General features: G+C 74.4%; 20 protein-coding genes. 9 read left to right on the forward strand and 11 right to left on the reverse strand.

Features of this window, described 5'->3' with window-relative positions; all coding sequences use genetic code 11:
* Nucleotides 1-71: 71 nt before the first annotated feature.
* Both GD632_RS05200 and GD632_RS05205 read right to left on the reverse strand, forming a co-directional pair.
* Nucleotides 72-1,226, reverse strand: coding sequence for a GmrSD restriction endonuclease domain-containing protein (locus GD632_RS05200; RefSeq protein ID WP_226924615.1), 1,155 nt, complete (start codon nucleotides 1,224-1,226; stop codon nucleotides 72-74).
* An 83-nt stretch (nucleotides 1,227-1,309) separates the two neighbouring features.
* On the reverse strand, nucleotides 1,310-2,224 hold the full coding sequence (locus GD632_RS05205) for a serine hydrolase domain-containing protein (RefSeq protein ID WP_152189518.1): 915 nt from the start codon (nucleotides 2,222-2,224) through the stop codon (nucleotides 1,310-1,312).
* Nucleotides 2,225-2,427: 203 nt separating this feature from the next.
* Here GD632_RS05205 and GD632_RS05210 point away from each other — a divergent pair, with 203 nt between their 5' ends.
* Entirely contained in the window at nucleotides 2,428-3,222 is a 795-nt protein-coding gene (locus tag GD632_RS05210; protein ID WP_152189521.1) for a deoxyribonuclease IV, read from the forward strand.
* Nucleotides 3,223-3,253: 31 nt separating this feature from the next.
* Here the strand turns inward: GD632_RS05210 and pgi are convergent, their stop codons facing one another.
* From pgi to GD632_RS05230, 4 genes are all read right to left on the reverse strand, one after another.
* Nucleotides 3,254-4,888, reverse strand: coding sequence for a glucose-6-phosphate isomerase (gene pgi / locus GD632_RS05215; protein WP_152189524.1), 1,635 nt, complete (start codon nucleotides 4,886-4,888; stop codon nucleotides 3,254-3,256).
* A 77-nt stretch (nucleotides 4,889-4,965) separates the two neighbouring features.
* Entirely contained in the window at nucleotides 4,966-6,114 is a 1,149-nt protein-coding gene (locus GD632_RS05220) for an aromatic acid exporter family protein (RefSeq protein ID WP_152189526.1), read from the reverse strand.
* On the reverse strand, nucleotides 6,111-7,658 hold the full coding sequence (locus GD632_RS05225) for an FAD-dependent oxidoreductase (RefSeq protein ID WP_226924617.1): 1,548 nt from the start codon (nucleotides 7,656-7,658) through the stop codon (nucleotides 6,111-6,113). Before GD632_RS05225 ends, GD632_RS05220 begins: the two co-directional genes overlap by 4 nt.
* Entirely contained in the window at nucleotides 7,655-8,782 is a 1,128-nt protein-coding gene (locus GD632_RS05230; RefSeq protein ID WP_152189528.1) for a carboxylate-amine ligase, read from the reverse strand. Before GD632_RS05230 ends, GD632_RS05225 begins: the two co-directional genes overlap by 4 nt.
* Before the next feature lie 56 nt (nucleotides 8,783-8,838).
* Between GD632_RS05230 and hrpB the strand changes: the two genes are divergently transcribed.
* Nucleotides 8,839-11,346 (forward strand): ATP-dependent helicase HrpB, encoded by a 2,508-nt coding sequence (gene hrpB, locus GD632_RS05235; protein ID WP_226924619.1) that lies wholly within the window; start codon nucleotides 8,839-8,841, stop codon nucleotides 11,344-11,346.
* On the opposite strand, the gene GD632_RS05240 is transcribed toward hrpB, so the two are convergent.
* Both GD632_RS05240 and GD632_RS05245 read right to left on the reverse strand, forming a co-directional pair.
* The gene (locus GD632_RS05240; RefSeq protein ID WP_152189530.1) at nucleotides 11,343-12,410 is read right to left on the reverse strand and encodes a mechanosensitive ion channel family protein; all 1,068 of its coding nucleotides are present in this window, start codon (nucleotides 12,408-12,410) and stop codon (nucleotides 11,343-11,345) included. The genes hrpB and GD632_RS05240 overlap by 4 nt on opposite strands.
* 27 nt (nucleotides 12,411-12,437) lie before the next feature.
* Nucleotides 12,438-12,740 (reverse strand): YciI family protein, encoded by a 303-nt coding sequence (locus tag GD632_RS05245; RefSeq protein WP_152189532.1) that lies wholly within the window; start codon nucleotides 12,738-12,740, stop codon nucleotides 12,438-12,440.
* 99 nt (nucleotides 12,741-12,839) lie between these two features.
* Here GD632_RS05245 and GD632_RS05250 point away from each other — a divergent pair, with 99 nt between their 5' ends.
* From GD632_RS05250 to GD632_RS05270, 5 genes are read left to right on the forward strand one after another with little or no spacing between them, the layout of a single operon-like run.
* Nucleotides 12,840-13,988, forward strand: coding sequence for an ROK family transcriptional regulator (locus tag GD632_RS05250; RefSeq protein ID WP_226924620.1), 1,149 nt, complete (start codon nucleotides 12,840-12,842; stop codon nucleotides 13,986-13,988).
* A gap of 32 nt (nucleotides 13,989-14,020) precedes the next feature.
* Nucleotides 14,021-15,316 carry an extracellular solute-binding protein gene (locus tag GD632_RS05255; protein ID WP_152189534.1) on the forward strand — a complete coding sequence of 432 codons (1,296 nt, stop codon included), beginning with the start codon at nucleotides 14,021-14,023 and terminating at the stop codon, nucleotides 15,314-15,316.
* Nucleotides 15,317-15,371: 55 nt separating this feature from the next.
* A complete protein-coding gene (locus GD632_RS05260; protein ID WP_152189536.1) occupies nucleotides 15,372-16,292 on the forward strand; it encodes a carbohydrate ABC transporter permease in 921 nt (306 codons plus the stop codon).
* Entirely contained in the window at nucleotides 16,289-17,194 is a 906-nt protein-coding gene (locus tag GD632_RS05265) for a carbohydrate ABC transporter permease (protein ID WP_405002524.1), read from the forward strand. The genes GD632_RS05260 and GD632_RS05265 overlap by 4 nt, the downstream gene beginning before the upstream one ends.
* Before the next feature lie 8 nt (nucleotides 17,195-17,202).
* Nucleotides 17,203-18,105, forward strand: coding sequence for an ROK family protein (locus GD632_RS05270; protein WP_319633104.1), 903 nt, complete (start codon nucleotides 17,203-17,205; stop codon nucleotides 18,103-18,105).
* 66 nt (nucleotides 18,106-18,171) lie between these two features.
* On the opposite strand, the gene GD632_RS05275 is transcribed toward GD632_RS05270, so the two are convergent.
* Both GD632_RS05275 and exaC read right to left on the reverse strand, forming a co-directional pair.
* Nucleotides 18,172-18,696 carry a DUF779 domain-containing protein gene (locus GD632_RS05275; protein ID WP_152189540.1) on the reverse strand — a complete coding sequence of 175 codons (525 nt, stop codon included), beginning with the start codon at nucleotides 18,694-18,696 and terminating at the stop codon, nucleotides 18,172-18,174.
* 55 nt (nucleotides 18,697-18,751) lie between these two features.
* On the reverse strand, nucleotides 18,752-20,317 hold the full coding sequence (gene exaC / locus GD632_RS05280) for an acetaldehyde dehydrogenase ExaC (protein ID WP_152189543.1): 1,566 nt from the start codon (nucleotides 20,315-20,317) through the stop codon (nucleotides 18,752-18,754).
* Nucleotides 20,318-20,476: 159 nt separating this feature from the next.
* Here exaC and GD632_RS05285 point away from each other — a divergent pair, with 159 nt between their 5' ends.
* Nucleotides 20,477-21,172, forward strand: coding sequence for a DUF5701 family protein (locus GD632_RS05285; RefSeq protein WP_226924621.1), 696 nt, complete (start codon nucleotides 20,477-20,479; stop codon nucleotides 21,170-21,172).
* Nucleotides 21,173-21,214: 42 nt separating this feature from the next.
* Here the strand turns inward: GD632_RS05285 and arfB are convergent, their stop codons facing one another.
* Nucleotides 21,215-21,640 carry an alternative ribosome rescue aminoacyl-tRNA hydrolase ArfB gene (gene arfB / locus GD632_RS05290; RefSeq protein WP_152189545.1) on the reverse strand — a complete coding sequence of 142 codons (426 nt, stop codon included), beginning with the start codon at nucleotides 21,638-21,640 and terminating at the stop codon, nucleotides 21,215-21,217.
* Between the two features lie 155 nt (nucleotides 21,641-21,795).
* On the opposite strand from arfB, the gene pepN reads away from it, so the two are divergent.
* Nucleotides 21,796-24,414 carry an aminopeptidase N gene (pepN, locus tag GD632_RS05295; RefSeq protein WP_226924623.1) on the forward strand — a complete coding sequence of 873 codons (2,619 nt, stop codon included), beginning with the start codon at nucleotides 21,796-21,798 and terminating at the stop codon, nucleotides 24,412-24,414.
* Nucleotides 24,415-24,419: the final 5 nt, after the last annotated feature.

Genomic DNA, 24,419 nt, shown 5'->3' on the forward strand with positions numbered 1-24,419 from the left:
AGCACGTGTTTCGCCGAGGAGTGCGGGACGTTACCCGGGGGTTTCGGGCGGCGGGAGGGGTGCTCGCTCGCTCACTCGCAGCCCACGCCGTCCCCGTCGCCGTCCAGGTGGCGGGCGTAGCCGGAGTCACCGGCGCGGACCGGTGCGGCGCCGGCGGCCCGCGCCTCCGCGCAGCTCGCGTAGGGGGCGTCCCTGGCCGGCGCGCCGTCCTGGGTGCGCGTGGGTGCGGTGCGGACCTCGCGTGGCCCCGCGCCCGCCGGCAGCGGCTGGTCGGGGCAGTCGCCGAGCACCCGCACCATGGCGTCCTGCTCGGCCCGCGTCACCCACAGGCCGTAGGAGTGCTTGACGCCCACCTGCCGTGCGACGTACGCGCAGCGGGACGAGCGGTTCGGGGGCAGCCAGGTGGCGGTGTCACCGTCCCCCTTCTGCCCGTTGAGCGGGCCGGCGACGGCGAGGAGGTTGAGGGGGTCGTTGGCGAAGCGCACCCGGGTGTCGGTGTCCCACTGCTGCGCCCCCTTCTGCCAGGCGTCCGACAGCGCGACGACGTGGTCGATCTGGACCGCGGTGCTCGTGTCGTTGCCGCGGGCGAAGGCGATCGTCTCCCCGCTGAAGGGGTCGGCCAGCGTCCCGGACGTGACGACGCAGTCCCGGGTGCCGGGCCGGAAGGTCAGCCCGGTGAGGTCACGGGCGAGGATGTCGTTGCGGGTGTCGCAGCCGTTGTGGTCGGTGTCCACCCAGCCCCTGCCGAAGAGGTCGCGGTCGTAGCCCTTGCGCGGGGCGCGGCCCTTGACCTCGAGCTCGCGGGCCGCGGTGAGGGCGGCGCCGGGCGCGCCCTGCTCGTCGTCCGCGCTCGCCGGCGGCGCCGCGGTGGCGGTCGGTGGCGGGGTGGCCGCCCGGTCCGGGGCCGGCGTGGAGGTTGCGGGCGCGGTGGTCGCGCGCGGAGGTGACACGTGGTCGGCCGGCCCCGCGACAGCTCCGCCGGTGAGGAGGAGGACGACCCCCACCCCGACGGCGGCGCCCAGCCCCTTGCGGCCGATCGGTCCGGTGCGACGGCGGCGGCGCGACAGGGCCCAGCCGGCGGTGACCACGAGGTAGAGACCGCCGAGGACGAGCGGGAGGGCAGCGTCACCCGCGAGCGCGCCGACCAGGACGGCAGCGGCGAGCCCGATGACCCAGGCGGTGGGAACTCGCGGGCGGGCAGGGGAGGGGGGTGCGGCGTCGTCCACGGTGTCTCTCTGGTGATCGGCAGGTGACGACCTCAGTATCGGCCCTCCCCGACGCGCCGGGATTGTGCCGGCGCGCCGGCAGCTCAGTGCGTGGCCAGCTGGGGAAGCACCTCGTCCCACACCGCGCGGAGGATGTCGTTGGCCGCACCCTCGTGGTGGGCGGTGACGGTGACGACCGCCCGCTGACGGGGCAGCACCACGGAGAACTGGCCGTACTTCCCGTCGGCCCGCCAGGCGCCGTCGACCGTGCAGCGCCACACCTGGTATCCGTAGCCGGCCATGGACTCCGGGTCGGGGAAGCCCGCGGTCTCGACGACGTCGGTGTGCATCGCGGCGACGAAGTCCGCGGGGACGAGCTGGTCCTCGCCCCAGCGGCCCTCCTGGAGGAGCAGCCGGCCGAGGCGCGCCAGCTCGCTCGTGCGCAGCTGCAGGCCGACCGCCCCGAGGCTGTAGCCCTGGGGGGAGCGCAACCACTGCGGGTTGCCGATCCCGAGCGGGTCGAAGAGTCGGGGCACGAGGTAGTCCCGGAGGTCCTGCCCGCTCACGGCGTGCACGATCCGGCTCAGCGCGTAGCTGCACGCGTTGGTGTACATGAACCGGTCCCCGGGCGGCGCGGCGAGCTCGGCGGCGAGGAACGCGCCGAGGAGGTCGGGCTCCTCGCCGCGGACCGGCGTGTGCCAGGAGCAGGTGGTGCCGCTCGTCATCTGGAGCAGGTGGCGCACCGTCATGGCCTCGACGCCGTCGGCGTGTAAGACCCCGGGAAAGAACTCGACGACGGCGTCGTCGAGCCCGAGCAGGCCCTCCGCCTGCGCGATCCCGACGGCGACGGCGACGACGGTCTTGGACGCCGAGTAGACCTCGACGGTGTCGTCGTTCCGGAAGCGGTGCTCGACCGGCTCGTGCCCCTCCCGGTGGAGGTGGACACCGTAGACGCCGAGGTTCCGCTCGGCGTTGCGCAGGCGGAATCCGTGGAGCACGGCGGCGTCCGTCGGGGGCATCGGTGTCCTCGTCTCGGTCGGGGCGCGGGGGCTCCCACTGTACGGATCACCGCCGGGCAGCGCGGTGAGGGTGGAGCCGCTGCTCCGCGGCGGGCCGGAGGGCGTGGACCCCGCGGTGGCGACCGGCCTGCTCGTCCACTTCACGGTCGCGCACGCCGTCCTCGGGCGCTGACGTGTCGGTGCCACCGGCTAGGGTCGGTGTCATGGCAGTCGTCGGAGCACATGTCGACCAGACCGACCCGATCGCCGAGGCGCAGGCCCGCGGCGCGGACGCGGTGCAGTTCTTCCTCGGGGACCCCCAGGGCTGGAAGGGGCCGGAGGTCCGCTACGCCGGGGGCGCCGAGGCCCTGCGGGCGGCGGCGGCCGAGGCGGGCGTCGCCCTTTACGTCCACGCCCCGTACGTCCTCAACGTCGCCACGACGAACAACCGCATCCGCATCCCCAGCCGCAAGCTCCTGCAGAAGCAGGTCGACGCCGCGGCCGAGATCGGGGCCGCGGGGATCATCGTCCACGGCGGGCACGTCCTGGCCGCCGACGACCCCGCCGTCGGCTTCGACAACTGGCGCAAGTGCATCGAGCAGCTCGACGCCAAGGTGCCGGTGCTCATCGAGAACACCGCCGGCGGCACCCGGGCCATGGCACGCGGGGTGGAGCGGCTCGAGCGGCTCTGGGCCGCGGTGACGGAGGCCGACGGCGGGGCCGACGTCGGCCTCTGCCTCGACACCTGCCACGCCTACGCCGGGGGCGAGGAGCTGGCCGGCCTCGTCGAGCGGGTGCGAGCGGTCACCGGCCGCATCGACCTCGTCCACGCCAACGACAGCCGCGACGCCTTCGACTCCGGTGCCGACCGGCACGCCAACCTCGGCGAGGGCAGCCTCCCGCTGGAGGACCTCGCCGCCCTGCTGCGCGAGGCCGGCGCCCCGGTGGTCGTCGAGACCCCGGGCGGCCCCGAGGAGCACCGCGCCGACATCGCCTGGGTGCGCGAGCAGCTCGGCTGAGCCGTCTCCCCGGCGCCCCCCCGGGCGCTGGTCAGGCGCGCCGCGCCCGGCGGTAGCGGCGGATGAGGGCGTTGGTCGAGGAGTCGTGGCCGAGCTCGGGCTCCTCGTCGGCGCTGAGCTCGGGCCCGATGGCCCTGGCGAGCACCTTGCCGAGCTCCACGCCCCACTGGTCGAAGGAGTTGATGCCCCACACGACTCCCTGGACGAAGACCTTGTGCTCGTAGAGCGCGACGAGCTGGCCGAGCACGGAGGGCGTGAGCCGCGGGGCCAGGACGAGCGTCGTGGGGGAGTTCCCGGCGAAGGTCTTGTGCGCGACGAGCTCCTCGGCGGCGCCCTCCGCCCGCACCTCGTCTCCCGTCTTGCCGAAGGCCAGCGCCTCGGCCTGCGCGAGGAGGTTGGCGGTGAGCTGGTCGTGGTGGCCGGGGACGTCGTCGGCGGGGTGGACGAAGCCGATGAGGTCCGCCGGCACGGTCTGGGTGCCCTGGTGGATGAGCTGGTAGAAGGCGTGCTGGCCGTTGGTGCCGGGCTCGCCCCACACGACCGGTCCGGTCTGCACGCTCACCGGTGCGCCGTCGAGGGTGACGGACTTGCCGTTGGACTCCATGTCGAGCTGCTGGAGGTAGGCCGGGAAGCGGGACAGGTACTCGCTGTAGGGGAGCACCGCGTGGGTCGCGCTGCCGCGGAAGTTGCGGTGCCACACCCCGATGAGGGCGAGGAGCACGGGCAGGTTGCGCTCGAGCGGCGCGGTGCGGAAGTGGCTGTCCATCGCGTGGAAGCCGGCGAGCATGTCGCGGTAGTGGTCGGGGCCGATGGACACCATGAGCGAGAGCCCGACGGCGGAGGTCATCGAGTACCGCCCGCCCACCCAGTCCCAGAACCCGAACATGTTCTCGGTGTCGATCCCGAACTCCGCGACCTTCTCGGCGTTCGTCGAGACCGCGACGAAGTGCTTGGCGACGGCGGAGCGGTCACCGAGGGCGGCGACCAGCCACTCCCGCGCGGTCGTCGCGTTGGTGATCGTCTCGATCGTCGTGAAGGTCTTGGAGGCGACGACGAACAGCGTCTCCTCCGGGTCCGCCCCCGCGAGGACAGGGGCGATGTCGTCGCCGTCGACGTTGGAGACGAACTCGCAGGTGATGGACCGGTCCGCGTAGGGCGCAAGGGCGATCGTCGCCATCTTCGGGCCGAGGTCGGAGCCGCCGATCCCGATGTTGACGACGCGGGTGATGCCCTTGCCGGTGTGGCCACGCCACCGCCCGCTGCGCACCTGCTCGCTGAAGGCGGCCATCCGGTCGAGGACGTCGTGGACGTCCGCGACGACGTCCTGGCCGTCGACCACGAGCTCGGTGTCCCGCGGCGCCCGCAGGGCCGTGTGGAGCACGGCCCGGTCCTCGGTCGTGTTGATGTGCTCGCCGCGGAACATCGCCTCGGCCCGCTCCGGCACGCCCGCGGCGCGGGCGAGGTCGGTGAGCAGCCGCAGGGTCTCGTCGGTCACCCCGTTCTTCGAGTAGTCGACGTAGAGGTCCGCGGCCTCCAGGGCCAGTCGCTCACCGCGCTGCGGGTCCGCCGCGAAGAGCTCACGCAGGGTGGTGCCGGCGGTGGCGGAGGCGTGCTCCTCGAGGGCCGCCCACTGCGGTGTGGTCGAGATGTCGTGTGGCTGGGACACAGCTGCTGCTCCAGGGACTCGGGGTTGGCTGCCCTCATCATGGCGTGTGCCGGCGGCCGGCGCGACGGCCGTCCGACTCAGTCGGTGCGCTCGACGCGCGCGAGGGAGTCGACGGCCCGTTCGAGGGCGAGCACCACGCCGTCGTAGAGGATCTGGTCGTCGTTGCGGGGCGCGACGTCGCGCGCGTCCTGGACGGCGTCGGAGGCGTGCGCGCTCGACAGCGGTGTCTCGTCGGAGGAGACGTGCGGGTCGGCCGTCCCTGCCGGAGTGGTGTTCTCGAGCGCCGCGGAGATCGTCCGCAGGGCCGCACGGACGCGTGCCCCGCTGTCCCCGGCGAGCACCTCCGACCGGTCGACACGGCCGGCTCCCACGTCACCGAGGATGAGGTCGGCGAGGTCGGTGACGACGAGCCCGAGCCGGTCGAGCACCCGCGCCTCCTCCCGGAGCGCGTCGATCGACCCGCTGTACCGGCGGGCGCGGCGGTTGCGGTGCGCCGCCTCGCCGACCTCCGTCACCGCCGCGTGCATCTGCGCACGCTCCCGCGGGGAGGACGCGTGCTCGCGCTGCCACTCGGCGAGCGTCGGCAGCTCCTCCTCGTCGATGAGGTCGGCGAGCTCGCCGAGGTCCGTGGCCACCGTCTGCCGGAAGCGGCGCACGACGGACTGTGCGGGGGCGAGCGGGAGCGGCGGGAACACGGCGTTGGCGGTCACGCCGACGAGCGCACCGAGGAACGTGAGGCCGGCATACGCGCTCACGTAGGAACCGTCCGGGTTGCCGATGATGAGCGAGAACAGCGCCGCCGTCGGCACCCAGCCACCCATCGCCCCGAGCCGGTGCCATCCGGCGAGCACGACGGAGACCACGACGGCGAGCGCGATGGCGATGACGCCCGTGACGGGCAGGAGGTCGACCCCCATCCCGACCAGCCCGCCCGCCGCGATGGCACCGACCGCCTGGAGGGAGTCGCGCACGGAGCCTGCCAGCGTGAACGTCGTGGCGATCACCGCCCCGAACGGCGCGTAGTACGGGTACTCGGCGGCGAGCGCGCCCGGGACGACGCCCGCCAGCGCCCAGGCGAGCGCGGCGGCGAGGGCCGCGCGGAACGCCAGGGCGAGCCGCGGGTTGCGCCGCCACTGCTCGCGCCACCACCACGGGCGGGCGACGTCGCGTGGCAGCGCCACCCGCGTCCGCCACTGCGGGTGCGCGGACTGGTGCGGGGCGTTCATCGGACCGGCAGCCCCCGGGTGGCCGGACCCTCGAGGAGCTCGCCGTCGGCGGCGAAGCGCGAGCCGTGGAGCGGACAGTCCCACGACCGCTCCTCGTCGTTCCACCGGACGACCCCGCCGAGGTGGGGACAGACCGCGGAGACGGCGCGGGTGACGCCGTCTACGGTCGAGACGGCGACGGGCTGCAGGCCCCGACGGACCACGCAGCCCATGCCCTCCGCCGGGGTGTCGTCCGTCGTCGTCTGCGTCGGGTCCGGCTCGGTCTCCTCCGGGGCCGGGCTGCCCCCGGGCTCGGGGTTGGTCAGCGCGCGGGCGTAGCCGCCGGCCAGCTGCGCAGCGACCCCGGCGTTGAGCCGCACCGCCTCGGCCAGGCCCGTCATCTCCCGGCGGCGCCAGCTGCGGTAGGCGTCGCTCCACTCGGGCAGGTCACCGGTGAGGTAGGCCGTGAGCACGTGGGCGGCCGCGACCCCGTTCGTCATGCCCCACTTGGCGAAACCGGTGGCGACGAGGACCCGGGAGTCCCGGGGCAGGAGGGGGCCCACGTAGGGCAGCTCGTCGACCGGGTGGTAGTCCTGGGCGGACCAGCGGGCGACGACCCGTGCGCCGGGGAACCACCGCCGCGCCCACGTGAGGAGGTTCTCCACCCGCGCCCGCGGGGAGTCGGCCCGCCCGACGACGTGGGAGGCGCCGCCGACGACGACGATCTCGCCGTCCTCGGCGGGGACGGTACGCACCGACCGGGTGGGGGCGCCGGCGGTGATGGACATCTGCAGGCCGGTGGGCTCGGGGACGGCCAGGGCGAGGGAGTAGGAGCGCTGCGGCTCGAGCCGGGCGAAGTAGCCGCCGCGGTCGGCGAACGGGATGCCGGTGGCGAGGACGACGCGCTCGGCGTGGACGGTGCCGCGCGTCGTGACGACGGCGCCGTCCTTGCCGTGCGCGTCGGTGACACGGGCAGCGGTCCGCACGACGACGCCGGCGGCCTCCGCCTCGAGCGCGAGGGCCGCGAGCACGTCCATCGGGTCGACCTGGGCCTGATCGGGCAGCCAGGTCCCGGCGAGCGCGGGGAAGGGCGGGGTGAAGGAGTCACGCCACTCGACGGGCAGCCCGGCGGCGAGCGCCGCCCTGTGCTCCGCCTCCGCCGCGGGCAGCTGCTGGGGGCCGGCGGCGTAGGTGACGGCGGCACGTCGCTGGACGGGGACGTCGTGCCGCGCGCACTCGGCAAGCAGCCACTCCTGCCCGAGCCGGTTGCCGGCGACGTACTTGCCCAGGAGCTCGGGCCCGTGCTGGGCGGCGATCGCCGAGAGCCGGGTGCCCTGGAGGAGGGACACCTTGGCGGTCGAGTGCCCGGTGGTCCCCGCGCCGACGTAGCGGCCCTCGAGGACGACGACGGCGAGGCCCGCGCGGGCGAGGAGCACCGCCGTCGCCAGTCCGGTCAGCCCGGCACCGACGACGGCGACGTCGTAGCGTCCGGTGACCGGCGCGGTTGCGAATCGGTCGGCGCCGGGGACCGTCTCCGGTCCGGCACCGAGCCACAGTGAGGTCACGGTCCCTCTCCTTCCAGCTCGTGGGTTGCACGCACCGCTGCGGCGACGACGTCGGTGAGGTCGCCGGTGCGCTCCAGCTCCCGCCGCTGACGGTCGGCGCCTGTGCCGACCCTCCGCAGGCGGGCGATGCCCTCGGTGACGAGGGCGAGGTCGTCGTTCGCCTCGAGGGCGGGCCGCACGAAGGCGACGAGTGCCTCCATGACCTCGGCCGCGGGGCGTGGGAGGGAGGTGGTCGGGTCGAGGAGCTCCCCGCTCGTGCCGTAGCGTCCCGCCTGCCAGGTGGCCAGCCGCAGCATCCGGGTGGGGACGTCGGGCGCCGGGTCCCCGGCGCGCCAGCGGGTGGCGGCGGTGTCGACGAGCGCGCGGCACAGCGCGGCGTGGAGCACGGCGTCGCGCGGGTCCTGGCACACGTCGGCGACGCGGATCTCGACGGTGGGGTAGGAGGCGGACAGCCGGGCGTCGAGGTAGACCATCCCCTCGTCGACGGCGACGCCGGTGGCCACGGCGTCCGCGACGTACCGGTGGTAGGCCTCGGCAGAGCCGAAGACGTCCTCGGGCCCGGCGGTGGGCCAGCGGCCCATGACCTGGGAGCGGTAGCTCGCGTAGCCGGAGTCCCGGCCCTGCCAGTACGGGGAGTTGGCGCTCAGCGCGAGCAGGACGGGCAGCCAGACGCGGATGCGGTCGAGGACGGCCACGCCCTCCTCGTCGGACTCCACGCTCACGTGGACGTGGCAGCCGCAGACGAGCTGCTCCGTGCCGAGCTGACCGAACTGGTCGATGATGAGGCGGTAGCGCTCCGTCTCGCCGGGGAGCGGCTCGACGGGCAGCGGGGAGGTCCCCAGCGCCGCGACCCGCGCGCCCTCGCGGCGGGCCGCGTGCTCCGCGTGGGCGCGCCACGCGACGAGCTCCTCGCCCAGCTCGGCCATGCTGCGGTGGGGCACGGTGTCCGTCTCCACCTGCTCACGCTGCAGCTCACCACCGACGCTCGAGCCCCGTCCCGCGACCGTGGCCAGCTCCCGTGCGGCGCTCTCGGCCCTCCGCACCACCTGGGGCGCCACCGACATCGCCCGGCCCGAACCACTGCGCACGAGCAGCAGCTCCTCCTCGACTCCTACCGTTCTCATCCGGTCAGTCTGGCGCGGAGGCGCCCGGTCGGCACGGCGGGCGGCAGACTGGGGGTGTGGCCCTGTCCGATCTCTCCGCGCTGCTCGCCGCCCCACCGGCGCTGCCCGTCACCGCCGGGCTCGCCGACCTCGTCGGGGCCGCGACGTCCGGGGGCACCGCCGTCCTCCAGTCACCGCCGGGCAGCGGCAAGACGACACTCGTGCCCCCCGCGCTCGCCGTCGCCCTCGGGGGGCGGGTGGTCGTCACCCAGCCGAGGCGCATCGCCGCACGGGCGGCCGCCCGCCGCCTCGCCGGCCTGCTCGGACAACCCGTCGGGGGTGTCGCGGGCTTCTCCGTGCGTGGGGAACGGCAGACGGGACCGGACACCCTCGTCGAGATGGTGACCGCCGGGACGCTGCTGCGCCGCCTCCAGCGCGACCCGGAGCTCCCTGGGGTGAGGGCCGTCGTCCTCGACGAGGTCCACGAGCGGCAGATCGACTCCGACCTGCTTCTCGCCATGCTCGTCGAGGCCCGTGCCACGCTCCGCGAGGACCTCGCGCTCGTGGCGATGTCGGCGACCGTCGAGGCGGACCGCGTGGCGGAACTCCTCGGACCGGGCACCGCCGTCGTCACGGTCCCGGGCGCCCTGCACCCGGTCGAGACGGTGTGGTGCCCACCGCCACGGACCGCCCCGCGGCTCACGCCGCGGGGCACCGGTCCGGAGTTCCTCGGTCACGTCGCCGACGTCGCGCGCCGCGCGCTGGCCCAGGAGGACGGCGACGTCCTCGTCTTCCTCCCCGGCGCGCGTGAGGTCGACGACGCCGTCCGCCGCCTCCGCGGGGGCGGGACGGAGGTGCTGGCCCTGCACGGACGGCTCCCTCCCGCCGAGCAGGACCGGGCGCTGCGGCCCGGGACGACGCGCCGGGTCGTCGTCGCGACGGCGGTGGCCGAGTCCTCCCTCACCGTTCCCGGGGTGCGGGTGGTCGTGGACGCCGGCCTGGCGCGGGAGCCGCGGACCGACCACCACCGCGGCCTCGCCGGGCTCGTCACCCGCAGCGTGAGCCAGGCGGCGGCCGAGCAGCGGGCCGGGCGCGCGGGCCGGCAGGGGCCGGGTGTCGTCTACCGGTGTTGGTCGGCCGCCGAGCACGCGATGCTCGCCCGGCACCCGGAGCCGGAGATCGCCACCGCCGACCTCGCCGGGCCGATGCTCGAGCTCGCCCTGTGGGGCGCGCCCGGCGGCAGCGGACTCGCGCTGCTCGACCCGCCCCCGCCCCAGGCCGCCGCCGCGGCGACCAGCCTGCTCACCGAGCTCGGCGCACTGGACGCGGGCGGCTCGGTCACCCCCCGCGGCCGGGCCATCGCGGACGTCGGCGCGGACCCACGGCTGGCCCGGGCCCTGCTCGACGGCGCCCCGGTCGTCGGTGCCCGCACCGCGGCGGAGGTCGTGGCGATGCTCGCGGAGGACTCCGCCGGGGGCGAGGTCGACCTCGTCGCCGCGCTGCGTCGGCTCCGGGCCGGCGGCCGCAGCGGCTGGCGCCGCGAGGCGGACCGCTGGGAGCGGCTGGTGTCGCGGCGGGTCGGGGCGGGCACCGGTGAGCACGTCGTCCGGCTCGACCTCGCCGTCGGCCTCGTCACCGCGCTCGCCCACCCCGACCGCGTGGCCCGCCGCCGGCAGGGCGGCGACCACTACCTGCTCGCGGGGGGAGCGGGCGCACGGCTGGCCGGCGGGCCGCTCGCCGGCAGCGAGTGGCTCGCCGTCGCCGACGCCACCCGCGCCCCGGGTCAGACCGACGCGCTCATCCGCTCGGCGGCCCCGATCGACGAGGCCACCGCGTGCGAGGCGGCCGCCGGGCTCCTGCGGACCGAGGACGACGTCGCGTGGCGCAACGGCAGGCTCGTGGCCCGCCGCGTCGCGCGGCTCGGGGCGATCGAGCTCGGCAGCGAACCGCTGCCGCGGCCGCCGACCGCGCTCGTCACCGCCGCCGTCCGGGACGGGCTGCGCCGCGAGGGGCTGGATCTCGTGCCGTGGCCCCCGGGGGCGATGGCCCTGCGCCGCCGCCTCGCCTTCCTCCACGCCGCCCTCGGCGCGCCGTGGCCGGACGTCTCGGACGAGGCGCTGCTCGAGCGGGTCGAGGACTGGCTGGGGCCCGACCTCGCCGGCGTGCGCGCCAACCGGGACCTCGCCCGTGTCGACACGACGACGGCGCTGCGGCGCCTGCTCCCGTGGCCCGAGGCTGGTCGGCTCGACGAGCTCGCGCCCGAGCGCGTCACGGTCCCGGCGGGCCCGGCGCTGCGGGTCGACTACTCCGACCCCTCGCGCCCCACCCTCGCGGCCCGCATCCAGGAGGTCTTCGGGTGGCCGGGCGCGCCGGCGCTGGCCGGTGGGCGGGTGCCCCTCGTCCTCGAGCTGCTCTCCCCGGCACGCCGGCCGGCGGCCGTGACGGCGGACCTCGCCGGGTTCTGGCGCACCGGCTACCCGCGGGTGCGGGCCGAGCTGCGGGGACGCTACCCCCGCCACCCGTGGCCGGAGGACCCGGCCGCGGCCGCGCCGACGACCCGCACGACGAAGGGACGCCGCGGCTAGTCCGCCGGCTGCTCCCCGGCGGCCGGGACGGGGGAGGGGGACATGGTCACCCGCCGGACCGGCAGGGCGTCGGGGTCGTTCTCCCGCAACCACACGACGAGGTGCTCGCGCACGGCACAGCGCAGGGCCCAGTCGTCGTCGGTGTTCGCCGTCGTCACCAGAGCCCGCACGGTGATGTTGCCGCCGGTGGAGTCGGTGACGACGAGGGACTTGCCGCGGCCGTCCCACGCGGGGTGCTGGGCCACGAACGTGTCGAAGGCAGCCCGCATCGCCGCGACGTCGGTGCGCCAGTCGAGCTCGAAGTGGACGACGCCGGTGACGGTGTCGCCGGTGCGGCTCCAGTTGATGAAGGGCTGGGAGGTGAAGTGCGTGGAGGGCAGCACCTTGTGGCGCTCGTCCCAGATGCTCACGACGACGTAGGTGAGCGTGATGTCCTCGACCGTGCTCCACGTGCCGTCGACCTCGACGATGTCGCCGATCCGCACCGCGTCGGTGAAGGCGATCTGCAGGCCGGCGAAGAGGTTGCCGAGGCTGCTCTGCGCCGCGATGCCGACGACGACGCTGAGGAGGCCGGCGGAGGCGAGGATCGTCGCGCCCACCTGCTCGACGCCGGGGAAGGTCATGAGGACCATCGCGACACCGAGGACGACGAACGCCGCGTTGACCAGGCGCCGGACGAGCAGCATCTGGGTGCGGGTGCGCCGCCGGTCGCGGTCGTCCTCCTTGCGGGCCACGACACGCCGCTGGGTGTGCTCGAGCCACGCGACGACGATGGTGGCGGCGAACCACACCGCCGAGGCGATGGTGAGCACGAGCAGCACGTGGAGCCCGACGTCGCGCACCGACCCGCGGTCGGCGGTCGCCGCGAAGGAGATCCGCAGCGAGATGGACAGCAGGAGGGCGGCCAGCGGCCGGCGCACGCGCAGCCAGCCCTGGCGCAGGCCCGGCACTCTCGCCCGGTTCCGGTTGATCACCCGGTCGACGACGAGCATGACGACGATGACGACGGCGGCGGCCGCGGCGACGGCCACGACCCACCGGAGGAACGGCCAGAACTCATCCATGCTCTAGACCTAACAGACGGTCGCCGCCTACTGCGAGGCGTGCTCGGCGAATGCGCCCATGACCGGGTTCCACGGCCGCACGGTGCGCTGGGTGACGAGGTGGGCCTTGCGGAAGGGGTCCTCGTCGAGGAGGCGCTGGGCGCCGTCGACGTCCTGCGCGACGACGAGGAGCAGGGCCCCCGGGGCTGCGTTGTCGAGCCACGGCCCGGAGGCGAGGAGCGAGCCCTCGTCCAGCAGTCCCTGGAGGAACTCCCGGTGCGCGGGGCGCACGGCGGCGAGGTCGTCGGTGCGGGTGATGTCGTAGGTGTACTCGACGGCGAAGACGCTCATCCCCCGAGGGTAGTCGCACGCCGCCGGTCGCTCCTGGGGACTCCCTGTTATCGCGGGAACCGTTGACCGCGGGAATGTACGTACGGTTTACTAACTAACGTGACCAAGCTCACACCGGCGCCGCTGCCGGCCGTCCCGACCTGGGGTCGCACGCTCGACCCGAGCACCAAGGCGCTGCCCAGCCAGGCGCGCGGGCACAACCGCTCCCTCGTCCTCCAGACCCTGGCCGTCCACGGCACCCTCTCCCGGGCGGACCTGGCGCGGAAGACCGGGCTGACGCGCGTCACCGTCTCCGACCTCGTCGCCGAGCTCCTCGACTCCGCCCTCGTCATCGAGCGCGGTCAGCGCCCGGGCTCACGACCGGGGAAGCCCGCCACGCTACTGGAGATCGACAAGGACGCGCAGCACATCGTCGGCGTCGACCTGTCCGACCTCACGACCTTCCGCTCGTGCCTCGTCGACCTCGAGGGCACGGTGCTGGCGGAGCACGAGCTGGCCACGGACGGTGCCACCGGCCGGGAGGCGGCGCGGCTGGCTGTCGAGGTGGCTGCCGTGGCGGTGCGCTCGGCAACCGTCCCGCTGCTCGGGATCGGGGTCGGCACCCCGGGCATCGTCGACTCCCGCGGCACCGTGCTCACCGCCCCCAACCTCGGCTGGAGCGACCTCCCGCTGCAGCGGCTCATCGCCGACGAGCTGCACGCCACCGTCCACGTGGCGAACGACGCGAACGCAGCCGTCATGGCCGAGCGACGTCTCGGGGAGGGCTCCGCCGACCTCATGCTCATCCGGATCGGCGGCGGCGTCGGCGCGGGCGTCCTCGTCAACGGCGTGCCCAGGCTCGGTGCCCACTCGGCGGCCGGGGAGATCGGGCACGTCGTCGTCGGCACCGACGGCGGGCCACCGTGCGCGTGCGGCAGGTCCGGGTGCCTCGAGGCCTGGCTGGCGGTGCCGAACCTGCGCCGCCTGCTCGACAGCGACGGCACGCGCGCGCTCGTCGAGGCGGGGCGCCGGCTCGGTATCGCGCTGGCACCGGTCGTCGCCACCCTGGACGTCTCGGAGATCGCCCTCAGCGGCCCCCGTGACCTGCTGGACGGCCCCTTCCTCGAGGCGGCGGTCCACACCCTCCGGCAGCGGATGCTCGCCGCCTCCCACGAGCACCTGCGCATCCGCCTCGCCTCCCTGTCCGACGACATCGTCCTGCGCGGCGCGGCCGCGATCGTGCTCGCCGCGGAGCTCGGAGTCACCTAGTCCACCGCCCACCCACCGAGAAAGGCCAGACGATGCAACGACGGATCATGGCGACAGCGGTGCTCTGCACCGCCCTCGTCCTCACAGCCTGCGGCGGCGACGCCGACACCGGCACCGACGGCGAGACCACCGCCGAGGACCAGACCCTCACCCTGTGGCTCATGGGCGGGGACACACCCGACGAGCTGCGTGACTACCTCACCGACACCTTCGCCGAGGAGACGGGCGCGGAGCTGGTCATCGAGGAGCAGGACTGGGCCGACGCCGTCACCAAGCTCACCACCGCGCTGCCCGACGCGAGCAGCACGCCCGACGTCACGGAGATCGGCAACACCTGGGCCTCCACCTTCACGGGCGTCGGCGCCTTCAGTGACCTCAGCGACGTCTACGAGGAGCTCGGCGGCGACGACCTCCTCCCGTCCTTCGTCTCCGCCGGTGACGTCGACGGCGCCCACTACGCGCTGCCCTACTACTTCGGCTCCCGGCTCATCTGGTACCGCAAGGACGTGTGGCAGGAGGCCGGCCTGGAGGTGCCCACCACGTTGGCCGAGTTCAACGAGTCCGTCACCCGGCTGCGCACCGAGGACCGGTCCGGCTTCTACATCGGTGGTGAGGACTGGCGCAACGCCATCTCGTGGATCTTCGCCAACGGTGGTGAGGTCGCCGTCCAGGAGGGTGACGAGTGGGTCTCGGCGCTGTCCGACCCGGCCACCCAGGAGGGACTGCGGCAGTTCCAGGACCTGTTCACCACGGCCTCCAACGCCCCGGTCACCGAGTCCGACTCCACCCCGTGGGTGAACATCAACGACAATGACGACGGCGTCCCGGAGGCCGCCACCATCATCGCGCCCGGGTGGGCCTACTGGTCGATCGGCCGGCCCACGGAGGAGGACCCGGACGTCCTCGAGTGGGACGACGAGACCTTCGGGGTCTTCGCCCTGCCGGGCACCGAGGAGGGCAGCGTCGCGCCGGTCTTCGCCGGCGGGTCCAACATCGCCATCTCGGCCGCCAGCGAGAAGCAGGACCTCGCCCGCGAGCTCCTGCGCATCATCTTCTCCGACGAGTACCAGACGATGCTCGCCTCCAGCGGGCTCGGTCCGGCGAACGTCGAGCACGTCGACGCCTTCGTCGAGCTCAACCCGACCGTCAACGCAGCGGCGGCCGAGGCCGCCCTCGGCTCCAAGCTCACCCCTCCCGCACCCGGGTGGGCCGCCGTCGAGGGCGCGACGCTGCTCGAGGAGTTCTTCGGCAAGGTCGCCGCGGGCGGGGACGTCGCCGAGCTCGCTGCCGAGTACGACGAGCAGCTCACGGCGCTGCTCAACGGCTGAGGCACCCGCGCGGTGGGGGCCGGCCCCCCACCGCGCGGCCGACGAAGGAGCCGCCATGTCCGCCCACCCGTCCGCACCGCCACACCGGCGGCGCCGCCCCTCCCTGCCCCACGTCCTGCTCGTCCCCACCCTCGCCCTGCTCCTCGTGGGCACCGGGTACCCGATCGTCTGGCAGCTGGTGACCTCGTTGCGCGAGTACGGCATGGCCCAGCAGTTCGGCCAGCCGGCGCCCTTCGTCGGGCTGGCCAACTACGCGGCGATCGCGCAGGACCCCGCCATGTGGGGCGTCGTTGTCCGGTCGGTCGTCTTCGCCGTCGTCACCGCCTTTGTGACGCTGGGCGCCGGCATCCTCGTCGCGCTCCTCATGCGCGCGGCGTGGCCCTGGGTGCGCGTGACCCTCCAGGTGACCCTCCTGCTCGCCTGGGCGATGCCGGTCGTGGCGGCGATGACCGTGTGGATCTGGCTGTTCGACCGGAGGCGGGGCGTGGTCAACTGGCTGCTCGAGCGGGCCGGCCTCACCGGCTTCCACCGTTTCGACTGGCTCGCCGACCCCGCCACCTTCTTCCTCCTCGTGGGCCTGGTCGTCGTGTGGATGTCGGTGCCCTTCGTGGCGCTGTCCGTCTACGCCGGGCTCACCCAGGTCCCCGCCGAGGTCCTGGAGGCGAGCCAGCTCGACGGCGCGGGCCCTCTTCAGCGCCTGCGCTACATCCTGCTGCCCGTCATCCGGCCGGTCGTGGCGATCGTCCTGCTGCTCCAGCTGGTGTGGGACCTGCGGGTCTTCGCGCAGGTGCGGCTGCTCCAGGACGCCGGCTCCGCGTCCGGGCGCTTCGACCTCCTCGGGACGGCCATCTACAAGCTCGGCACCGGGTCCGGGGACTTCGGGATGGCCGCCGCACTGTCGGTCGTCGTCCTCCTCCTCACCGTGGCGCTGAGCGCCTACTACGTCCGGATGCTGCTCAAGGAGGACGCCTCGTGACCCTGACCAAGGCCGGCCCTGCTGCCCCCGCGCGGGGCCGCACGGCCGCCCTCCCCGCCGCACGCCGACGCCGTCGCCCGGGCCGGACCGTGGCCAGCATCGTCGCTCTCGTCGTCGCGCTGGCGTGGGTGTTCCCGGTGTACTGGATGTGGAGCTCGGCACTGCTGCCCAACCGGCGGCTGCAGAGCTTCACGCCGAGCTTCCTGCCCACCGGCGGGAGCCTCGACAACTTCCGCGGTGTCCTCGAGGACGGCGGGTTCTTCTCGGCGCTCGGGATGAGCCTGTCCGTCACCCTGCTCGCGGTGTCGGTCTGCCTCCTCTTCGCGCTCCTCGCGGCGCTGGCGGTCTCGCGCTACCGGTTCCGGGGGCGGACGAGCTTCGTCCTTGCCGTCCTGCTCGTCCAGATGCTGCCCGCCGAGGGCCTGTTCATCGCCCAGTACAAGCTCATGCAGGGCATCGGGGGCCTCGAGAGCGTGTGGGGCGTGAGCCTCCTGTACGCCGCGCTCGTCGTCCCGTTCACGGTGTGGATGCTGCGGGGCTTCGTGGCAGGGATCCCCGTCGACCTCGAGGAGGCGGCGATGGTGGACGGCCTGAGCCGGACCCGGGCCTTCTTCCGGGTGACCTTCCCGCTCCTCGCCCCCGGTCTGGTGGCATCGGGCGTCTACGCCTTCCTCCAGTGCTGGAACGAGTTCACCATCGCCCTGGTCATCCTCCAGCGAGAGGAGAACACGACCCTGCCGCTGTGGCTGCGCAGCTTCGTGCAGGCCAGTGCGACGCGGGAGGTCGACTGGGGACAGGTGATGGCGGCGTCCTCGCTCGTCGCGGTGCCGGTCATCGTCTTCTTCCTCCTCGTCCAGGGCCGGATGACCTCCGGTCTCGTCGCCGGGGCGGTCAAGGGATGAGGGCCGGGGTGGACATCGGGGGGACGACGACGGCGGCCGCCCTGCTCGGCGACGACGGCTCGCTCGTCGCCCGGGTCGCCCTGCCCTCGGGCCACGGCCCCGCCGCCGTCGTCGAGGTCGCTGTCGCGGCCGTCGCCGGGCTGTGCGCCGGCGCCGGCCTCGAGGCGGTCCCCGCGGTGGGCGTCGGGGTCCCGGGCACGGTGGAGCACGGGCGGGTGCACAACGCGGTCAACCTCGGTGTCGCCGAGCTCGACCTCGCGTCCCGGCTCGGTGAGCGTCTTGGTGCCCCCGTGCACGTGGAGAACGACGTCAACGCCGCGGCGGTGGGCGCCCACCACCTGCTGGCCGGGAGCGGCGGGCCGCCCGGGTCGATGGCCTACCTCAACATCGGCACCGGGGTCGCCTGCGGGGTGGTCCTCGACGGGCTGCTGTGGCGCGGCGCGAGCGGCTCGGCCGGCGAGATCGGGCACGTCCCGGTCGACCCGGCGGGGGAGCGGTGCCCGTGCGGCCAGCGTGGCTGCCTGGAGACGCTGTGCTCGGGCGCGGCCATCGGCCGCCTGTGGCCCGCTCCCGACCAGCCCCCGCCCGCCGCGCTCTTCGCCGCAGCAGCGGCGGGGGACCCGACCGCACGGTCCGTCCGCGACCGGGTGCTCCGGGGGGTCGCCGACGCCGTGCGGCTCGTCCACCTGTCCTTCGACGTCGAGGTCGTGGCCCTGGGCGGTGGGGTGAGCCGGCTCGGCGTCCGCCTGCTCACCGGGGTCCGGGCCGCGCTCGAGACCATGGCCGCGGCCTCCCCGTTCCTCGCGTCGCTCGGCCTGCCCGCCCGCGTCACGCTGCTCGACCGGCCGCAGGACGCCGGCGTGCTCGGCGCGGCGCTGCTCGCCGGGACGCCCTGTCCGGCCGGGCGCTGAGCCGTCGTCCAGCAGCACCTCAGCGGCGGGGGAGAGGTCGTCGTCCAGGCCTGGGAGGGCCGCGGCTCAGCCGCCGGGGATGGCGCAGGCGTCGGCAACGTCGGTGACCACCTGGGGACGGGTGGCCGCCGGCGGGCGGGCCCCGGCGTCCCAGTCGGCGCCGGTGAGGACGGGCTGGTCCTCCAGCGCTCGCAGCTCGGAGGCGTTGAACACGCGGGAGCGGGTGAGGAAGCGGAGCCCGTGGGGTCCCTCGACGCTGAAGCCGGAGCCGCGGCCGGGCACGACGTCCAGGACGAGCTGGGTGTGCTGCCACGCGCCGAACTGCTGCGGGGAGATCCACACGGGCACGCCGTCGGCACCGGAGGGCGCATCGGGCCGCACCTGGCCGGTGAACAGGCGCAGGTCCAGGACGCCGAGGAGCACCTCGCGGTCACCGACGAGGAACTCCCCCTGGGGGTAGCACATGGGGGAGGAGCCGTCGCAGCAGCCGCCCGACTGGTGCATCATCAGCGGGCCGTGCTCGTCGCGCAGGCGGTCGAGCAGCTCCGCGGCGGCGGGCAGGGCCACCACCCGCGGCACGGTGACGTCCATCGGTCCTCCACTCCCGAGGCGCCGGGGCCGCGCGGGGCGGCCCCGGCCCTGCGGTCTAGAAGTAGCCCTGCGCGCCGGGCGCGTAGGACACGAGCAGGTTCTTCGTCTGCTGGTAGTGCGCGAGCATCATGAGGTGGTTCTCGCGCCCGATGCCCGACTGCTTGTAGCCGCCGAAGGCCGCGTGCGCCGGGTACTGGTGGTAGGTGTTGGTCCACACCCGCCCGGCCTGGATGGCGCGGCCCGCCCGGTACATCGTGTCGGCGCTGCGGCTCCACACCCCGGCACCGAGGCCGTACAGGGTGTCGTTGGCGATCTCGATGGCCTCGTCGAAGTCCTTGAAGGTCGTCACCGACAGGACCGGGCCGAAGATCTCCTCCTGGAACACCCGCATCTTGTTGTGGCCCTTGAAGACGGTCGGCTGGATGTAGTAGCCGCCGTCCAGGCCCTCGACGGTGTCGACGTCACCGCCGACGAGGACCTCGGCGCCCTCCTGGCGCCCGATGTCGAGGTAGCTCTTGATCTTCTCGAACTGGTCGGAGGACGCCTGCGCGCCGACCATCGTCGTCGGGTCGAGCGGGTGGCCGCGCTTGACGGCCTGGACGCGCGGCAGTGCCCGCGCCATGAAGTCGTCGTAGATCGACTCGTGGATGAGCGCGCGGGACGGGCAGGTGCACACCTCACCCTGGTTGAAGGCGAACATCGTGAAGCCCTCGAGGGCCTTGTCCAGGTAGTCGTCGTCGGCGGCCATGACGTCGGCGAAGAAGACGTTGGGGGACTTGCCACCCAGCTCGAGGGTGACCGGGATGATGTTCTGGGTCGCGTACTGCATGATCAGCCGACCCGTCGTCGTCTCACCGGTGAAGGCGACCTTCGCGATGCGCGGGTTGGCTGCCAGCGGCTTGCCCGCCTCGACGCCGAAGCCGTTGACGACGTTGAGCACGCCGTCGGGCAGCAGGTCCCCGATGAGGGTCATGAGGTACATGATCGAGGCGGGCGTCTGCTCGGCCGGCTTGAGGACGACGGCGTTGCCGGCCGCGAGCGCCGGCGCCAGCTTCCACGTGGCCATGAGGATGGGGAAGTTCCACGGGATGATCTGCCCGACCACACCGAGCGGCTCGTGGAAGTGGTAGGCCACGGTGTCATCGTCGAGCTGGGAGATGCCGCCCTGCTGGGCGCGGATGGCGCCGGCGAAGTAGCGGAAGTGGTCGGCCGCCAGCGGGAGGTCCGCGGCGAGGATCTCCCGGATCGGCTTGCCGTTGTCCCAGGTCTCCGCGACGGCGATCCTCTCGAGGTTCTCCTCGATGCGGTCGGCGATCCGCAGGAGGATCAGGGCGCGCTCGGCCACCGAGGTGCGGCCCCAGGCGGGGGCGGCTGCGTGGGCGGCGTCCAGCGCCAGCTCGATGTCCTCGGCGGTGCTGCGGGCGACCTCGGTGAAGGTCTTCCCGTCCACCGGGCTGGGGTTCTCGAAGTACTGGCCCTTGACCGGCGGCACCCACTGCCCGCCGATGTAGTTGTCGTAGCGCTTCTCGTAGGACATGAGCGCGCCGTCGGTGCCGGGTGCGGCGTAGACGGTGGGCTGCGGGGCTGCGGTGTCCTGGGGCACGTCCGTCTCGATGGTCATGAACGAGTACTCCCTCGTGGCTCGATCCGCCGGTGGTGACCGGAGGCGGCTCCACGTCGAGCCGCCCACCTCGACGATATGTCGTGGACCACGTCGTGGGAAGAGGCGCGGTCCCCGCCGCGTTGCCCCTCCTGCCCACCACCCCGGGAGGACACCCTCATGCCCCAGCAGACCGTCACCCACCCCGCCGACCTGCCCACCGTCGTCGCCGGCCCGTCGGCCGCGGCCGCCAGCTTCGACCCCGCCGCGCCGCCTGAGCAGGAGCTCGAGCGTCAGGTGCGCGCGTACGTCGAGCTCGGCTTCGCCGCGCTGCTCGGCACCGACGAGGCGGGGCTGCGAGCGCTTGTCGAGCCGCTGCGCGCCGAGCTGCCGCCCGCCGGTGAGCCGACATCCGTGCCGCCCGAAGACCACGTCGCCCTCGTCCTCGTCCTCGCGCTGGAGCGGCCCGGGGACGCCGTCCCTGCCATGCGGCTGGGACGGCGCACCGGCGTGAGCGTCATCGATGACGACGAGCTCGCGACCTACCGTCCCGTCGTCGACGTGCCCGTGGGGCCGGCCTACCTCCTGCGTGACGTCGACACCGGCTCCCGCTTCCTCGGCGTCACGCCCGAGGACGCGGTGACCGCGATCCGCGCCGAGGGCCGCCGGCCGCTCACTGTCGCCGAGGGCTTGGCGCTCGTCGTGCTGCGTCCGGACATGCTGCGCCCCGGCCGCTGCTTCTCCCTCGCCGGCTCGCGTACCGGCACGAACCAACGCGTGCCCGCCGTGTGGATCTCCGAGCGCCGGCCCAAGCTGGGCTGGTGCTGGGACCGCAACCCGCACACCTGGCTGGGCACCGCGTCCGCCGGAGCGTAGCCCCGCCCCCTCCCCGCCGAGTACACGGGTGAGGGAACAGCCTCAGTCCGTGGGACGGCGGCGCAGGGCCTTGGTCTGGCTGCGGCGGGTCTTGCTCTCCGCACGGCGGCGCTGGGCACCGCGGGAGGGCTTCGTGGGCCGGCGCTTCGGCGGCGGGGGAGCGAGCGCCTCGCGCAGCACCTGGGCCAGTCGCTCGGCAGCGGCCTCGCGGTTGCGCAGCTGGGAGCGGTGCTCGCTCGCGCTCACGGTGAGCCGCCCGTCCACGAGCCGCCCGGCCAGGGCCTCGAGCACCCGGGCACGCTGGTGCTCGCTCAGGGCGGGCGTCGCGGCGAGGTCGACGGTGAGCTCGGCCCGCGAGTCGGTCGTGTTGACGCTCTGCCCACCGGGCCCGGAGGACCGGGAGAAACGCCACTGGAGCTCCTCCTCGCGCAGCGTGACGGAGGAGGTCACGCGGAGGTCGCCGGCCATGCGCCCACCCTCTCACCCCGCCGCGGCCCCGCCGCGGCCCCGCCGCGACCCCATCCGCACCGGACGGTGCGCTCGGCGCAGAGGGCCGGTGCGCTCGGTGCTGCGCCGGTCCCCGCGTGTGCCCGGGACCGGCCCTCCGTGCTTTGCTCCTCCCCGTGAGCAACCTGACCCGCACCCAGACCCGCGAGCGCGCCGCGCAGCTGACCCTCCACGCCGTCACCGTCGAGCTGGACCTGCGCGCCGCCCGCGACCCGCACACCACGACCTTCCCGACGACGACGACCCTGCGCCTGTCGAGCACGGCGACCACGACGTGGCTGGACTTCCTCGGCCCGCGCGTGCACGCCGTCGCCGTCGACGGGCAGGAGCGCCTCGTGCGGGTGGCCGACGGGCGCGTCGCCGTCGACGGGTTGCGCACGGACGGGGAGTCCACCGTGGTGGTGCGCGGCGAGGCCGCCTACTCGCGCACGGGGGAGGGGCTGCACCGTTTCGTCGACCCCGTCGACGGCGAGACCTACCTCTACACGCAGTACGAGCCGGCCGACGCGCGCCGCGTCTTCGCGTGCACCGAGCAGCCCGACCTCAAGGCGCCGTCGACGTTCGTCGTCACCGCCCCGGCCGGGTGGCACGTGCTGTCGAACTCGGTCGTCGAGTCCGTCGTCGATGGCGACGACGGCTCGCGCACGTGGACCTTCGCGCCCACCCCGCCGCTGTCCACCTACGTCACCGCCGTCGTCGCGGGGCCGTACCACCGCGCCGAGGGGCACTGGTCGCGCGAGCTGGCCGACGGGACCACCCTCGACGTCCCGCTCGGGCTGTGGTGCCGCGCGTCGCTCGCGCCCCACCTCGACGCCGAGGAGTTCCTCGACATCACCCGCCAGGGCCTGGACCTGTTCCACGACGCGTTCGCCTACCCCTACCCGTGGGGCAAGTACGACCAGGTGCTCGTGCCGGAGTACAACCTCGGCGCGATGGAGAACCCGGGCCTGGTGACCTTCACCGAGAAGTACCTCTTCCGCTCCCAGGCCACCGAGGCGCAGCGGGAGGGCCGGGCGACGACGATCCTCCACGAGATGGCACACATGTGGTTCGGGGACCTCGCGACGATGCGCTGGTGGGACGACCTGTGGCTCAAGGAGTCCTTCGCGGACTACATGGGCACCTACGCGACGGCGACCGCCACCCGCTTCACCGGCGCGTGGACGAGCTTCGCGCTGCGCCGCAAGGCCTGGGCCTACCGGCAGGACCAGCTCCCGACGACCCACCCCGTCGTCGCCGACATCCCCGACCTCGAAGCCGCCAAGCAGAACTTCGACGGCATCACCTACGCCAAGGGCGCCTCGGTGCTCAAGCAGCTCGTCGCCTTCGTCGGCCCCGAGGCCTTCCTCGCCGGGGCGCGGACCTACTTCCAGCGGCACGCCTTCGGCACCACGACCCTGCCGGACCTCCTCGCCGCCCTGGAGGAGGCCTCCGGCCGCGACCTGTCGGCGTGGAGCGGGCAGTGGCTGGAGACGACCGGCCCGTCGACGCTCAGCGCGGAGGTGGAGGCCGCCGACGGCACCGTGACGGCGCTGCGGGTGCGACAGGACGACGACGGCGGGGTGCTGCGCGACCACCGGCTCGCCGTCGGGTGCTACTCGGCCGACGACGACGGCGTCCTCGTCCGCACGCACCGTTTCCTCACCGACGTGTCGGGCCCCGTCACCGAGCTGCCCGGGGCGGTCGGCATCCTGGTGCCCGACCTCGTCCTCGTCAACGACGACGACCTCACCTACGCCAAGGTGCGCCTCGACGGGCGCAGCACGGCGGCCGCGCTGCGGTCCGCCGGCACGATCGAGGAGTCCCTGTCGCGGGCGGTGCTGTGGTCGGCGCTGTGGAGCGCGACCCGCGACGGCGCGTTGCCGGCCGCGGCCTTCCTCGACGCCGTCGTGTCCCAGCTGCCGGCGGAGCGGGAGATCGGCATCGCCCGTGACCTGCTCGCCCACGCGGCGAGCGCCGTCGAGCACTACCTGCCGACCGAGGTACGCGCCGGGGCCCGGGCGCTGCTCGCGGAGGAGGCGTTCACCCAGCTCGGGCGGCAGGAGCCCGGCTCGGGCCTGCAGCTGGTGTGGGCACGCGCCTTCGCCGACGCGGCGGCACGCGCGCCGGAGGCCGCCGGCCGGGTCCGGACGGTGCTCGGCGCGGGCGCCGAGAGCGACGTGCCGGGCCTGCGTCTGGACCCCGAGCTGCGGTGGACGCTGTGGCGGGCGCTCGCCGCCGTCGGCCTGGCCGGCCCGGAGCAGCTGGACTCCGAGCTCGCCCGCGAGGACACGGCGACCACGCGGCTGGAGCACCGCGCCGCGCTGGTCGGTCGGCCGGACGCGACGGTGAAGGCGGAGGCCTGGGCCTCCCTCGGCCTGCCCGCACCGGGCGAGGACCGGGCGCTGGCGGAGAGCCCGCTGTCCAACGACGAGGTGGACGCGGTCATCGCCGGGCTCACGCAGCCGCTGCACGCCGAGCTGCTCGAGGGCTACGTCGAGCCGTACTTCGCGCTGCTGCCGCAGCTGTGGTCGGGTCGGTCGATCGAGATCGCCGAGCGCCTGGTCGAGGGCCTCTACCCGGACTGGGTGGACGCGGCGGAGGGGCCGGTCGAGGACCACCCGGTGGTCGCCCGCACCCGCCGGTGGCTCGCCGAGCACGAGGACGCACCGGCCGGGCTGCGCCGCACCCTCCTCGAGCAGCTCGACGACCTCGAGCGGGCGCTGCGGGCCCGAGCCGCCGCCGGGCGGGGCTGAGCGCG

The sequence above is a fragment of the Georgenia satyanarayanai genome, assembly GCF_009193135.1.
In the GTDB taxonomy this organism is placed as follows: domain Bacteria; phylum Actinomycetota; class Actinomycetes; order Actinomycetales; family Actinomycetaceae; genus Oceanitalea; species Oceanitalea satyanarayanai.

What these genes read in the sequence shown, in the direction of transcription:
- GD632_RS05240 (WP_152189530.1), bottom strand. Translation starts at nt 12,410, where the DNA reads ATGGATGAGTTCTGGCCGTTCCTCCGGTGGGTCGTGGCCGTCGCCGCG.
- GD632_RS05285 (WP_226924621.1), top strand. Translation starts at nt 20,477, where the DNA reads ATGCCCCAGCAGACCGTCACCCACCCCGCCGACCTGCCCACCGTCGTC.
- arfB (WP_152189545.1), bottom strand. Translation starts at nt 21,640, where the DNA reads ATGGCCGGCGACCTCCGCGTGACCTCCTCCGTCACGCTGCGCGAGGAG.
- GD632_RS05260 (WP_152189536.1), top strand. Translation starts at nt 15,372, where the DNA reads ATGTCCGCCCACCCGTCCGCACCGCCACACCGGCGGCGCCGCCCCTCC.
- GD632_RS05210 (WP_152189521.1), top strand. Translation starts at nt 2,428, where the DNA reads ATGGCAGTCGTCGGAGCACATGTCGACCAGACCGACCCGATCGCCGAG.
- GD632_RS05245 (WP_152189532.1), bottom strand. Translation starts at nt 12,740, where the DNA reads ATGAGCGTCTTCGCCGTCGAGTACACCTACGACATCACCCGCACCGAC.
- GD632_RS05205 (WP_152189518.1), bottom strand. Translation starts at nt 2,224, where the DNA reads ATGCCCCCGACGGACGCCGCCGTGCTCCACGGATTCCGCCTGCGCAAC.
- GD632_RS05230 (WP_152189528.1), bottom strand. Translation starts at nt 8,782, where the DNA reads ATGAGAACGGTAGGAGTCGAGGAGGAGCTGCTGCTCGTGCGCAGTGGT.
- GD632_RS05275 (WP_152189540.1), bottom strand. Translation starts at nt 18,696, where the DNA reads ATGGACGTCACCGTGCCGCGGGTGGTGGCCCTGCCCGCCGCCGCGGAG.
- exaC (WP_152189543.1), bottom strand. Translation starts at nt 20,317, where the DNA reads ATGACCATCGAGACGGACGTGCCCCAGGACACCGCAGCCCCGCAGCCC.
- GD632_RS05255 (WP_152189534.1), top strand. Translation starts at nt 14,021, where the DNA reads ATGCAACGACGGATCATGGCGACAGCGGTGCTCTGCACCGCCCTCGTC.
- GD632_RS05220 (WP_152189526.1), bottom strand. Translation starts at nt 6,114, where the DNA reads ATGAACGCCCCGCACCAGTCCGCGCACCCGCAGTGGCGGACGCGGGTG.